The sequence below is a fragment of the Pseudomonas sp. Z4-7 genome, assembly GCF_051131965.1.
Taxonomy (GTDB): domain Bacteria; phylum Pseudomonadota; class Gammaproteobacteria; order Pseudomonadales; family Pseudomonadaceae; genus Aquipseudomonas.
Map to the genome: position 1 here is coordinate 1,273,854 of NZ_CP071642.1, position 11,779 is coordinate 1,285,632.

14 protein-coding genes are annotated in these 11,779 nt (G+C 59.6%); 12 read left to right on the forward strand and 2 right to left on the reverse strand.

What is annotated here, in order from left to right:
* Window positions 1-58: 58 nt before the first annotated feature.
* Window positions 59-1,414 carry an OprD family porin gene (locus tag J3P91_RS05490; RefSeq protein ID WP_434602952.1) on the reverse strand — a complete coding sequence of 452 codons (1,356 nt, stop codon included), beginning with the start codon at window positions 1,412-1,414 and terminating at the stop codon, window positions 59-61.
* A gap of 818 nt (window positions 1,415-2,232) precedes the next feature.
* Here J3P91_RS05490 and J3P91_RS05495 point away from each other — a divergent pair.
* Together J3P91_RS05495 and J3P91_RS05500 are read left to right on the forward strand one after the other, a co-directional pair.
* Window positions 2,233-2,658: an HIT family protein gene (locus J3P91_RS05495; RefSeq protein WP_434602953.1), complete on the forward strand. Its 426-nt coding sequence runs from the start codon at window positions 2,233-2,235 to the stop codon at window positions 2,656-2,658.
* Window positions 2,659-2,661: 3 nt separating this feature from the next.
* Window positions 2,662-2,868, forward strand: coding sequence for a SlyX family protein (locus tag J3P91_RS05500; RefSeq protein WP_217861372.1), 207 nt, complete (start codon window positions 2,662-2,664; stop codon window positions 2,866-2,868).
* Window positions 2,869-2,938: 70 nt separating this feature from the next.
* On the opposite strand, the gene J3P91_RS05505 is transcribed toward J3P91_RS05500, so the two are convergent.
* Window positions 2,939-3,544 (reverse strand): cold-shock protein, encoded by a 606-nt coding sequence (locus J3P91_RS05505; RefSeq protein ID WP_186611670.1) that lies wholly within the window; start codon window positions 3,542-3,544, stop codon window positions 2,939-2,941.
* 397 nt (window positions 3,545-3,941) lie between these two features.
* Here J3P91_RS05505 and J3P91_RS05510 point away from each other — a divergent pair, with 397 nt between their 5' ends.
* The 10 genes from J3P91_RS05510 to tolQ all read left to right on the forward strand — a co-directional run bounded on the left by J3P91_RS05510 (window position 3,942) and on the right by tolQ (window position 11,760).
* Window positions 3,942-4,415 carry a Dps family protein gene (locus J3P91_RS05510; RefSeq protein ID WP_305496408.1) on the forward strand — a complete coding sequence of 158 codons (474 nt, stop codon included), beginning with the start codon at window positions 3,942-3,944 and terminating at the stop codon, window positions 4,413-4,415.
* A gap of 204 nt (window positions 4,416-4,619) precedes the next feature.
* Window positions 4,620-4,961 (forward strand): ribbon-helix-helix domain-containing protein, encoded by a 342-nt coding sequence (locus J3P91_RS05515; protein ID WP_434602954.1) that lies wholly within the window; start codon window positions 4,620-4,622, stop codon window positions 4,959-4,961.
* Between the two features lie 118 nt (window positions 4,962-5,079).
* Entirely contained in the window at window positions 5,080-5,301 is a 222-nt protein-coding gene (locus J3P91_RS05520; RefSeq protein WP_003178589.1) for an FmdB family zinc ribbon protein, read from the forward strand.
* 75 nt (window positions 5,302-5,376) lie between these two features.
* Window positions 5,377-7,152 (forward strand): aspartate--tRNA ligase, encoded by a 1,776-nt coding sequence (aspS, locus tag J3P91_RS05525; RefSeq protein ID WP_305496406.1) that lies wholly within the window; start codon window positions 5,377-5,379, stop codon window positions 7,150-7,152.
* Between the two features lie 117 nt (window positions 7,153-7,269).
* A complete protein-coding gene (locus J3P91_RS05530) occupies window positions 7,270-8,016 on the forward strand; it encodes a YebC/PmpR family DNA-binding transcriptional regulator (protein WP_305496404.1) in 747 nt (248 codons plus the stop codon).
* Window positions 8,017-8,168: 152 nt separating this feature from the next.
* The gene (gene ruvC, locus J3P91_RS05535) at window positions 8,169-8,693 is read left to right on the forward strand and encodes a crossover junction endodeoxyribonuclease RuvC (RefSeq protein ID WP_305496403.1); all 525 of its coding nucleotides are present in this window, start codon (window positions 8,169-8,171) and stop codon (window positions 8,691-8,693) included.
* A 115-nt stretch (window positions 8,694-8,808) separates the two neighbouring features.
* On the forward strand, window positions 8,809-9,417 hold the full coding sequence (gene ruvA, locus J3P91_RS05540; protein WP_434569629.1) for a Holliday junction branch migration protein RuvA: 609 nt from the start codon (window positions 8,809-8,811) through the stop codon (window positions 9,415-9,417).
* Complete coding sequence (gene ruvB, locus J3P91_RS05545; RefSeq protein WP_434602955.1) at window positions 9,418-10,479, forward strand: Holliday junction branch migration DNA helicase RuvB; 1,062 nt, start codon at window positions 9,418-9,420, stop codon at window positions 10,477-10,479.
* Window positions 10,480-10,607: 128 nt separating this feature from the next.
* Entirely contained in the window at window positions 10,608-11,075 is a 468-nt protein-coding gene (gene ybgC / locus J3P91_RS05550; RefSeq protein ID WP_030140799.1) for a tol-pal system-associated acyl-CoA thioesterase, read from the forward strand.
* A complete protein-coding gene (gene tolQ / locus J3P91_RS05555; protein WP_305496399.1) occupies window positions 11,065-11,760 on the forward strand; it encodes a protein TolQ in 696 nt (231 codons plus the stop codon). The genes ybgC and tolQ overlap by 11 nt, the downstream gene beginning before the upstream one ends.
* The last annotated feature ends 19 nt before the right edge of the window (window positions 11,761-11,779 follow it).

Sequence of the window (11,779 nt, forward strand, 5' to 3'; positions counted from 1 at the left end):
AAAAAGACCCATCCGAAGATGGGTCTTTTTTTGATTACCGCAAACTGACTTTCGGCAATTACAGAACCGAAATCGGGTAGTCGACGATCAGGCGGAACTCTTTAACGTCGCCTTCAGTTTCGTCGGCGTTGGCGTGGTGCCAGGCTTGACGAACGCGGAAGGAAAGATCTTTGGCCGGGCCAGACTGAACAACGTACTTGGCTTCGAAGTTGGTTTCGTTATGTTTGCCATCGTCGCCATAATCCAAAGCGGCGTATGGGCTGCTGGCGTCCACTTTGGAACCGTCGATGTCCCAACCTTTGACGTAACGGGTCATGAAGCTCAGACCAGGAACACCGTACTCAGCCATCTTGATGTCATAACGAATCTGGGCAGATTTCTCGTTAGGCGCGTTGAAGTCGGAGTATTGGATGGAGTTGGCAAGGAAGATCGAGTCGCCACCACGGTTGTTCGTGCCTACACCGATGTAGTCGAACGGGGTATCGCCGTTGACCTTCTGGAAGGCAACAGTAACGGTGTGCGCTTTCAGGAACGAGAACGCCGCTGCCAGGGAGAAGGTGGTGTTGCTGATGTCACCAGCCTTGGCGCTGCCAGTGTCGGTGGTACGGTAGATGTTACCGTCCAGGTTCAGCGACTGATCGCCACCCATCGGGATGGTGTAGTTCAGGTTGCCGTAGTACTGGTTCCAGATGTCTTCCAGCTGGGCGCCGTATACCGATGCGCTCAGGTTTTCGCTGATGGCATATTTGCCGCCTGCGTAGTCGATGGAGTTGGCTTCCACGCCAGCGTAGGTTGCCCACAGGCCGCCATCACGTGCGTTACGGTCCTGGCTGGTACCCGAGTAGAAGTGACCGGCTTCGAGGTCAAGGTCTTTGACTTCGCTGCTCTGCAGTTGGAAACCGCTGGCACTTTGAGGCAGGACACGGGAACCGCCAATCGCGAACACTGGCGCAGTGCTTGGCTGCATGTCACCGATTTTCAGCTCGGTCTTGGAGACGCGGAACTTGATGGCTGCGCCGGCTTTGCCCTGGCTGTCGTTGACATGGCCGTCGGCATCGGCATCGCCGTCGCGGTCGGCGTCGCGGCTCATGTTGCCAGTGCCGCCAGTACCGTCGCCACCATCCAGCTTGACCGCCAAGTAACCGAATGCATCAACGCCGACGCCTACGGTACCTTGGGTGTAGCCGGAGCTGAAGTTGCCCCAGATACCTTGGGTCCAGTCTTTCTGGTCGTTGTTACCGTCTTTGCGGTCACGGTTGAAGTAATAGTTACGCAGCAGCAAATCGAACTTGGCGTCTTCAACAAAGCCTTTGGCTTCAGACTGGTCACTTACGAAAGGTGCGGCCGTAGCCATTTGAGTACTGGCTGCTGCAGCAACGGCCAGTGCGATCATGCTCCACTTCATCACGCGCATCGTGATTTGCTCCTTTGGTTTTAAGAGTACTGCCGTCCCACCTGTTTTTTTATCTGGGCGGCTCTTTCTTTTTGTGTCGGCGCAAACTTATATCACGCCGACATTCTTTGGCGACACTTGCCCATTCAACCTTTCAGCTTCTTTACGACCATGTCGCCAATGGCTCGATCCATGTCGCATTTCAGCTGAACCGAGGCGTCCGAACTGACAACTTCAGAGTTGTTCTATTGGGTTCGCCATCGGTGTAAAGAGTCCCTGATTGCTACGCTTGATGCTCCTGAGGGCAGCCTTGCCACTTTAATTTTCGAGCCTGCAGGTTTCGCTTCCGGCGATACCCTGTAGACGATGTTGGGATGAATGCAACAAGCATGCACAAATCCGGTTTTCTTTTACATTTTTTTCACATTTTAGCTGCGGTTGCGGTGAAACCTCATGAAACCGGGCTCCAAAGGCCTTGTTTTAAATGGGGTTGACTGCTGGACAGCTGCCATGTTTGAAGCGGGTAAACCGCGCCGGACAACCAAAAACGTTACCGGTTCACCCCTTCAGTGGGTAAAACGCGGATGCTTCGTGCACAGAGCGTAGACGCATTGTGCTGTTTTGGTGCAAAAAATCTTCCAGCTGTACGAAAACCGCACAGGGCTTGTGTCTGCTCAGCTCGAGGTGCGCCGTTAAAGTACCGGTGCGCGCTATTGGTGCGCAAAGACGGTGCGCAGTGAACGTTCCGGCATTCACAGGTATGCTGGCCCCCTGTGCTCGGGCGGGCCTGCGGGCTGCCAGCTCGATCGCAATCGATTAATGAGCGAGGAGTACGCGCGGTGTTTGCCCTAGATCCACGACTGCAACAAGACACATTGCCTATCGGCGATTTCCCGCTGTGCCGTTTGCTGTTGTCCAATGATTCCAATTACCCGTGGTTCATCCTCGTGCCGCGCCGGGAAAATATCAGTGAATTGTTTCAATTGGATGACGCCGATCAACAACAGTTGTGGAAAGAAACCACGGCACTGGCTGAAACCCTCAAGGACTCGTTCGACGCCGATAAATTGAATGTTGCAACCTTGGGTAACGTTGTCAGTCAATTGCACATGCATGTGATCGTGCGCAAGCGAGAGGATGCCGCATGGCCTGCGCCGGTGTGGGGCAAGCATCCGGCACAGCCTTATGCTGCCGAGCAGGTCAGCCTCATTCGTGAACGCTTGCGAGCGGTCCTGACCGATGATTTCAAGTTCCTGGAGGGCTGAACCATGAACCTTGAAGAGCGTGTAACCGACCTTGAAAGCCGCCTGGCGTTTCAGGACGACACCATCCAGGCATTAAACGACGTGCTGGTGGAGCAGCAGCGAGTTGTCGAACGTCTGCAGCTGCAGATGGCGGCGTTGCTCAAGCGTCAGGAAGAAATGGCCGGCCAGTTCGAATCCTTTGAAGAAGAAGCGCCGCCACCGCATTACTGACCGGGGCCGAACGGCAGGCAATAAAAAACCGCGAGCAGCCTGGCTGCATCGCGGTTTTTTTAAGCCTGGATCAGCGGCGCGGCAGCGCGGCGATCACATCTTCGGCCTGCAAGCCTTTGTCACGGTGCATGACGGAAAACTCCACGCGCTGGCCTTCGACCAGGACGCGATGGCCTTCGCCACGAATGGCCCGGAAATGCACAAAAATGTCATCGCCAGAGTCGCGGGAGATGAAGCCGAACCCCTTGGAGGTGTTGAACCACTTCACGGTACCGGTATCACGGTTGGACATGTCGTAGTTCTGCGGTGCGGCGGCCGGCGACGACTTCTTGTAGAAGCTGACGGCCAGGTGCAGCAACACAGCGAGCAACGCGGCGGCCAGGCTGGAAAGAATGGCGGGTTGGCCGCCGATTTCCGGCATGGGCGCCAGCAGGGTCAGTGTTTGCAGGGCGACGGCCAGCACCAGCAGGGCGCTGACAAGGTTTTGCAGTTGATGACGTGGACCTTTGTTCCAGTAAGGGATGACGGGTGCCAGGGTCAGGTTGAGCAGGCCGAAAAAGGCCAGGTACAGCGCGTCGGGATGTTGCAGGTAAGGTGTGGCTTCGGAACCCAGGCTAGGGATGAAGGACAGCAGCAGGGCAGCTGCGCCCATTAGCAAGTGGACGATTTTCAACATTTTGATTGGCTCACGGTTAAGACAGATCACAAGGAAGAGCTGGTCGGGGGCGGTTCGCTTCAGAACAATGAGAGGCGTAGGAACACGTACCCGAATCAGCCTATGCGCGACGCCCGGAAAAATAGGCGTAGCGACACACTGCCTATTTAACAGCAAAGCCCCGGCCTTCTCAAACTCGTTACGGGCCCGTGACACGCTGTTCGTCGGCCGAAAAGCGCCGGCGGGGCGCTTGAAGGTTCTCGGCAAAGGAGCTTGAATTTTCCCCTGCGCCGGAACCCTCCGCCATCCCGGCTTGTCGGTTCAGGAGGGCTGGCGATTAGTCGCAGGCTACAGATGGCGACACCCGCTAGAGTGCAATGGCCGCTGTCGAATTCATCACCGTCAGGAGATCAAACACATGGCAATTGATATCGGTATCAGCGAAGAAGATCGCAAGTCCATCGTCGACGGGCTTTCGCGCCTGTTGTCGGACACCTACGTGCTTTACCTCAAGACCCATAATTTCCATTGGAACGTCACCGGGCCGATGTTCCGGACCCTGCACTTGATGTTCGAGGAGCAGTACAACGAGCTGGCGCTGGCGGTGGACCTGATCGCCGAGCGAATCCGTGCCCTGGGCTTTCCGGCACCGGGTGCCTACTCCGTGTATGCGCGCCTGTCTTCCATCAAGGAAGAGGAAGGCGTGCCTGGCGCCGAGGACATGATCCGGCAACTGGTCGAAGGCCAGGAGGCGGTGACACGTACCGCCCGCGGCATCTTTCCTTTATTGGACAAGGTCAGCGACGAGCCGACCGCCGACCTGCTGACCCAGCGCATGCAGGTTCATGAAAAAACCGCCTGGATGCTGCGTTCGCTGCTGGACGAGCGGTAATCCGCAATTGGGTGATGGTGCCGCCATTGGCATCATCGCCTGCGGTCCGGGGTAGGACGGAGTCATTCGTCCTCGGGCTACTGTTGTCATCTCCTACGCTGATGGGCAAAAAGTCATCTGGAGCTTGCGCTCGAGTTGAGCTTCCATAGAGCCACAGGCCGGTTGGCCTGACTGAGGCTCGTATGGCAAAGGAGTGTCAACGGTATGATTCAAGGAAAAGCACCCAGGGGCGGTGCAGGCGGGCGCCTCAAGTCCGTCAGCATCGACCCGTTCGTCAGTGGGTTCGATATGCAACTGGCCCGGCCCCTGGCCCGCTCCATCCGGCTTAACGGGTTCGCCACCTGTTTACGCCTTGAGCAAGTCTATTGGGATATTCTCGGCGATATGGCCCAGCTCAACAGTTGCTCCGTCAGTACCTTGCTCTCCCATGTGGATCGGGAGGTGCAGTTGCGTCATGGCGGCGTGCGCAATTTCAGTGGGCTGGTGCGTGTTGTCTGCGTGGTGCACAGCCTGAAGGATATGGGCACCGATCATCGCGAGGCCTAGCCCTCTCACCGCCTGTGCGGTCTTACGGCTGCACAGGCCGCATTTAATGGATATAATCCCGCTCTTTGCCGCAAAGCCCGGGTTTTGCGTGAATAACCTGATTGCCGAGACAACCCCCATGCCGATGTACGACTATCAATGTGCTTCCTGTGGTCATCAGATGGAAGCCATTCAAAAAATCAGCGCGGCACCGCTGGTCGATTGCCCTGCCTGCCAGGCGCCGGAGCTGAAAAAGATGCTGTCCATGCCAGGTTTCCGCCTCGGCGGCACCGGCTGGTATGAAACCGACTTCAAGACCGGTGCCAAGAAGAACCTGGCCGGTGGCGACAAGGCTGACTGAGTTGAACACGCGCGGGTTCTTGCACGGGCAGGGCCTCCAACCGAATTTCGAATTACGAGAAGTGAAACCACTACCATGATGCGCAGCCATTATTGCGGCCAACTGAACGAAAGCCTGGAAGGTCAGGAAGTTACTCTTTGCGGATGGGTTCATCGTCGCCGTGACCATGGCGGGGTGATTTTCCTCGATATCCGTGATCGTGAAGGCCTGGCCCAGGTAGTGTTCGACCCCGACCGCGCGGAAACCTTCGCCACCGCCGACCGCGTGCGCAGCGAATACGTGGTCAAGATCACCGGCAAGGTGCGCCTGCGTCCGGCCGGCGCCGGCAACGCCAACATGGCGTCCGGCATGATCGAAGTGCTCGGCTACGAGCTGGAAGTTCTGAACGAAGCGGAAACCCCGCCGTTCCCACTCAACGAATATTCCGACGTAGGCGAGGAAACCCGCCTGCGCTATCGTTTCATCGACCTGCGTCGCCCGGAAATGGCCGAGAAGCTGCGCCTGCGTTCGCGCATGACCACCAGCATCCGTCGTTACCTGGACGAGAACGGCTTCCTCGACGTCGAGACGCCGATCCTGACCCGTGCCACGCCGGAAGGCGCCCGCGACTACCTGGTGCCGAGCCGTACCCACCCCGGCAGTTTTTTCGCCTTGCCGCAATCGCCACAATTGTTCAAGCAGTTGCTGATGGTGGCCGGGTTCGACCGCTACTACCAGATCGCCAAGTGCTTCCGCGATGAAGACCTGCGTGCCGACCGGCAGCCTGAGTTCACCCAGATCGACATCGAGACCAGCTTTCTCGACGAAAAAGACATCATGGGCCTGACCGAGGGCATGATCCGCAACCTGTTCCGGGAAGTGCTGGGTCTTGAGTTCGGCGAGTTCCCGCACATGACCTTCGAAGAGGCCATGCGTCGCTACGGTTCCGACAAGCCTGACCTGCGCAACCCGCTGGAACTGGTGGACGTCGCGGACCAGCTCAAGGAAGTCGAATTCAAGGTCTTCAGTGGTCCGGCCAACGATCCGAAATGCCGTATCGCCGCCCTGCGTGTTCCAGGCGGCGCCAGCATGCCGCGCAAGCAGATCGACGATTACACCAAGTTCGTCGGCATCTACGGTGCCAAGGGCCTGGCATACATCAAGGTCAACGAGCGCGCCGCCGGTATCGACGGCCTGCAGTCGCCGATCGTCAAGAACATCCCGGAAGCCAACCTCAACGTGATCCTCGATCGCGTGGGCGCGGTCGATGGCGACATTGTGTTCTTTGGCGCCGACAAGGCCAAGATTGTCAGCGAAGCCCTGGGCGCGCTGCGCATCAAGCTGGGTCACGACCTGAAACTGCTGACTTGCGAGTGGGCGCCGATGTGGGTCGTCGACTTCCCGATGTTCGAGGAAAACGACGACGGCAGCTTCTCTGCTTTGCACCACCCGTTCACCGCGCCGAAGTGCTCGCCTGAAGAGTTGGAGGCCAACCCGGCCGGCGCATTGTCCCGTGCCTACGACATGGTCCTCAACGGTACCGAGCTGGGCGGCGGTTCGATCCGTATCCATCGCAAGGAAATGCAACAGGCAGTGTTCCGTCTGCTGGGTATCAGCGAAGCCGAGCAGGAAGAGAAGTTCGGCTTCCTGCTGGACGCTTTGAAGTACGGTGCGCCGCCCCACGGTGGCCTGGCCTTCGGCCTGGATCGCCTGGTGATGCTGATGACCGGCGCCCAGTCGATCCGCGAAGTGATCGCATTCCCGAAAACCCAGAGCGCGGCCGATGTCATGACCCAGGCTCCGGGCGTGGTGGATGCCAAGGCGCTGCGCGAGTTGCATATCCGTTTGCGCGAACAGCCAAAGGCTGAGTAAGGCCGGCACCTGAGGGCGCATCTTCGGATGCGCCTTTTCATTGGGGTCGATATTTCCGATTGCTGGCTGCCGCGCAAGCGGGGCGGGCAATGTTTCAAAGAAAAACCGGAGCGAGTTATGGCAGGTCATTCCAAGTGGGCGAACATCAAGCACCGCAAAGAACGTCAGGATGCCAAGAGGGGCAAGATCTTTACCAAGTGGATCCGTGAGCTGACGGTCGCGGCCCGCCAGGGTGGTGGCGATCCGGGTTCCAATCCGCGCTTGCGCCTCGCCTTGGACAAGGCGCTGGGCGCGAACATGAGCCGCGACATCATCGACCGGGCCATTGCCCGTGGCGCGGGTGCTACCGAGGCCGACAACGTCGAGGAGCTGACCTATGAAGGCTACGGCCCGGGCGGCGTGGCGGTCATGGTCGAGTGCATGACCGACAACCGCAACCGCACCGCTGCGGCCGTGCGCCATGCGTTCAGCAAATGCGGTGGCAACCTGGGGACCGACGGTTCGGTGGCTTATCTATTCGAGCGCAAGGGGCAGATCAGCTTCGCGCCAGGCATCGATGAAGATGCGCTGACCGAAGCGGCGCTGGAAGCCGATGCCGATGACGTGGTCAGCCACGAAGACGGTTCGTTCGACGTGTTCACCTCGTTCGCCAGCTTTTATGCCGTGCGTAATGCCCTTGAAGCTGCCGGTTTCAAACCGGTCGACGCGGAAATCGTCATGCAGCCGACCACCAGTGCCGAACTCGACCTGGAAGGCGCCGAGAAGGTGCTCAAGCTGATCGACATGCTTGAAGACCTGGACGATGTGCAGAACGTTTATTCCAACGCCGATATTCCGGAGTCGGTGGCTGAGCAACTGGGCTGATGGTCTTTATCGAATAGCATGAGTGCCAGGGTGGGAGCGAGCCTGCTCGCGAATGCGGTGTGTCGGCCGACCTTGATGTCGGATGTGACGGCCTCTTCGCGAGCAGGCTCGCTCCCACAGGTCCAGTTAGCCCCCTTCAAACCGCAGGCGTTATGACTTTAATCCTTGGTATCGACCCCGGTTCGCGCATCACCGGCTACGGCGTGGTTCGCGATACCGGGCGTGGCTGCGTGTACGTTGCTTCCGGCTGTATCCGCACCGGTGCGGGCGAGTTGCACGAGCGCTTGCAGATCGTTTATCGCGGCGTGCGCGAAGTCATCCAGACCTACGGCCCGGTGACCATGGGCATCGAAAAGGTCTTCATGGCCCGCAACGCCGATTCCGCCCTGAAGCTGGGGCAGGCCCGCGGCGCGGCCATTGTGGCCGGCGCCGAGGAAAACCTGGAGATCGCCGAATACACCGCGACCCAGGTCAAGCAGGCCGTGGTAGGCACCGGCGCGGCAAACAAGGAACAGGTGCAGATGATGGTGATGCACCTGTTGAAACTGGTCAGCAAGCCGCAGATCGACGCCTCCGACGCCCTGGCCATCGCCATTTGCCATGCGCATACCCGTTCCAGCCTGCTGCCTCATGGTCTGGGAAGCGCACGCAGTCGTGGCGGGCGCCTGCGTCTCTGATAGCATCAGCGCATTCATTCATCAGCCCATGCAAGTTGCGCCTGTGTCGTCGGCCTTCCTGCCTGGGCTGTTATTCGCCAGCCAGCGGGCTGGCCAACGCCCAAGGACCTGAAACGTGATTGGACGCTTGCGCGGCACCCTGGCTGAAAAACAGCCGCCGCACCTGATTCTGGATGTAAACGGCCTCGGTTATGAGCTGGAAGTGCCCATGACCACCCTGTATCGCTTGCCGTCGGTCGGTGAGCCACTGACGCTTCACACTCATCTGGTCGTGCGTGAAGATGCCCAGTTACTCTATGGTTTCTTCGCCAAGCGCGAGCGGGATTTCTTTCGCGAGCTGATCCGGCTCAATGGCGTCGGCCCGAAGCTGGCGCTGGCCTTGATGTCCAGCCTGGAAGTCGATGAGCTGATTCGTTGCGTGCAGTCCCAGGACACCTCGGCCCTGACCAAGGTGCCGGGGGTCGGCAAGAAAACCGCCGAGCGCCTGTTGGTCGAGCTCAAGGATCGCTTCAAGGCCTGGGAAACGGTGCCAGCAATGTTCGCCCTGGTGCCGAACCAGCCGGATGCGCCGATGCCGGCGGTCAGCGCTGAAAACGATGCGGTCACCGCGCTGATTTCCTTGGGCTACAAGCCGCAGGAAGCCAGCAAGGCGATCTCCGCGATCAAGGAAAAAGGCTTGAGTACCGAAGACATGATTCGCCGCGCCCTGAAGGGAATGATTTAAGTGATTGAAGCCGATCGTCTGATCGCCGCCACGGGCGCGCCCCGTGACCGCGAGGAAATCCAGGACCGTGCGATTCGTCCCGTCAGCCTCGCCGATTACATTGGCCAGCCGACCGTGCGCGAGCAGATGGAGCTGTTCATCCAGGCGGCCCGCGGGCGCAGCGAGTCGCTGGACCACACACTGATCTTCGGCCCGCCGGGCCTGGGCAAGACCACCCTGGCCAATATCATTGCCCAGGAAATGGGCGTGTCGATCAAGAGCACGTCCGGCCCGGTTCTCGAACGGCCGGGTGACCTGGCGGCGCTGCTGACCAATCTTGAGCCTCATGATGTGCTGTTCATCGACGAAATCCACCGGCTGTCGCCGATCGTCGAGGAAGTGTTGTACCCGGCCATGGAGGATTTCCAGCTCGACATCATGATCGGCGAAGGGCCGGCGGCGCGCTCCATCAAGCTGGACCTGCCGCCCTTTACCCTGGTGGGCGCCACCACCCGCGCCGGGATGCTGACCAACCCGCTGCGCGACCGGTTCGGTATCGTCCAGCGGCTGGAGTTCTACAACAACGCCGACCTGGCGACGATTGTCAGCCGTTCGGCGGGCATCCTCGGGCTGCCGCTGGACCCTGACGGCGCCTATGAGATCGCTCGTCGGGCGCGGGGGACGCCGCGGATCGCCAACCGCCTCCTGCGTCGGGTCCGCGACTTTGCCGAAGTGCGGGCCAAGGGCCACATCACCAAGCCGATCGCCGGCCTGGCCTTGAACTTGCTGGACATCGACGAGCGCGGCTTCGACCACCAGGACCGGCGCCTGCTGCTGACCATGATCGAGAAATTCGACGGTGGCCCGGTGGGCGTGGACAGCCTGGCGGCCGCCATCAGCGAAGAGCGCCACACCATCGAGGACGTGCTGGAACCGTACCTGATCCAGCAGGGCTATATCATGCGCACGCCCCGCGGACGCGTGGTGACCCGTCATGCTTATCTGCACTTCGGCTTAAACATCCCGACACGAATGGGTGAGATGCCGGTGGTAGACGAATTTCTCGATGCGGTGGACGATTGAGCCCGCTCTGTATCCCGACTTTTTTCCGCTTCGTGCTGTCCCAGACCACGCCTGGAGCGTCAATGCGTTCAAGAATGAAAAAACAGTTGCCTGGCCGGATTGGCAACCCGAGGAGTAAGCACTAGAGTATGCGCGCGCAAAACGGGCTTGAGTCGTTCGCACATCGCTGTCGCGTTTATTACGAGGACACCGATGCCGGCGGCATCGTTTACTACGTCAATTACCTCAAGTTTATGGAACGGGCTCGAACCGAACGGCTGCGGGAACTGGGTTTTGCCCAATCCGCGCTGGCAGGGGAGGACCTGTTATTCGTCGTGCATTCCAGCGAAGCGCGCTACCACGCGCCGGCGCGACTGGACGACGAGCTGGTGGTGACTGCCGATGTCATCGAATTGAACCGCGTCAGCCTGCGCTTCAAGCAGCAGGTCAGGCGGGCTGCGGATAATGTGCTGCTCTGCGAAGGGCAGTTTTTGGTGGCCTGTGTGCGCACCCATAGTTTGAAACCCCGGGCCATTCCCGAAGCTCTACGCGCGGCCTTTGCCGGCGTGAGCGGCGCGGGTACACACTCAGAGCAGGAGATAAAGCGTGGAAGCTAACGTCGTCGACCATTCCTCCATGTGGAGCCTGGTCAGCAATGCCAGCGTCGTGGTGCAACTGGTAATGCTGATCCTGGTAGCCGCATCGGTGACCTCATGGATCATGATTTTTCAGCGCAGCAACATGCTGCGTGCCGGTCGCCGTGCCCTGGAGAGCTTCGAAGAGCGCTTCTGGTCCGGCATCGACCTGTCCAAACTCTATCGCCAGGCCGGCAGCAATCCGGACCCGGATTCCGGCGTCGAGCAGATCTTCCGTGCAGGCTTCAAGGAATTCTCCCGTCTGCGCCAGCAGCCGGGCGTAGACCCTGAAGCGGTGATGGAAGGTGTGGCCCGCGCCATGCGCGTCGCCATATCCCGCGAGGAAGAAAAACTCGAACAGGGCCTGCCGTACCTGGCTACCGTCGGTTCGGTCAGCCCGTACATCGGCCTGTTCGGCACCGTGTGGGGGATCATGAACTCGTTCCGTGGCCTGGCTTCCGCCCAGCAGGCGACGCTGGCTACCGTCGCCCCGGGTATCGCCGAGGCGCTGATCGCCACCGCCATCGGCCTGTTCGCGGCGATACCGGCCGTGATCGCCTACAACCGTTTCGCGGCTCGCAGCGAAACGCTGACCAGCCGTTACTACACCTTCGCCGATGAATTCCAGGCGATCCTGCACCGCAAAGTGCACACCAGCGAAGAATAAGCAGGTATTTCCCGATGGC

What these genes read in the sequence shown, in the direction of transcription:
- J3P91_RS05490 (WP_434602952.1), bottom strand. Translation starts at nt 1,414, where the DNA reads ATGCGCGTGATGAAGTGGAGCATGATCGCACTGGCCGTTGCTGCAGCA.
- J3P91_RS05500 (WP_217861372.1), top strand. Translation starts at nt 2,662, where the DNA reads ATGAACCTTGAAGAGCGTGTAACCGACCTTGAAAGCCGCCTGGCGTTT.
- J3P91_RS05505 (WP_186611670.1), bottom strand. Translation starts at nt 3,544, where the DNA reads ATGTTGAAAATCGTCCACTTGCTAATGGGCGCAGCTGCCCTGCTGCTG.
- J3P91_RS05510 (WP_305496408.1), top strand. Translation starts at nt 3,942, where the DNA reads ATGGCAATTGATATCGGTATCAGCGAAGAAGATCGCAAGTCCATCGTC.
- J3P91_RS05515 (WP_434602954.1), top strand. Translation starts at nt 4,620, where the DNA reads ATGATTCAAGGAAAAGCACCCAGGGGCGGTGCAGGCGGGCGCCTCAAG.
- J3P91_RS05520 (WP_003178589.1), top strand. Translation starts at nt 5,080, where the DNA reads ATGCCGATGTACGACTATCAATGTGCTTCCTGTGGTCATCAGATGGAA.
- aspS (WP_305496406.1), top strand. Translation starts at nt 5,377, where the DNA reads ATGATGCGCAGCCATTATTGCGGCCAACTGAACGAAAGCCTGGAAGGT.
- J3P91_RS05530 (WP_305496404.1), top strand. Translation starts at nt 7,270, where the DNA reads ATGGCAGGTCATTCCAAGTGGGCGAACATCAAGCACCGCAAAGAACGT.
- ruvC (WP_305496403.1), top strand. Translation starts at nt 8,169, where the DNA reads ATGACTTTAATCCTTGGTATCGACCCCGGTTCGCGCATCACCGGCTAC.
- ybgC (WP_030140799.1), top strand. Translation starts at nt 10,608, where the DNA reads ATGCGCGCGCAAAACGGGCTTGAGTCGTTCGCACATCGCTGTCGCGTT.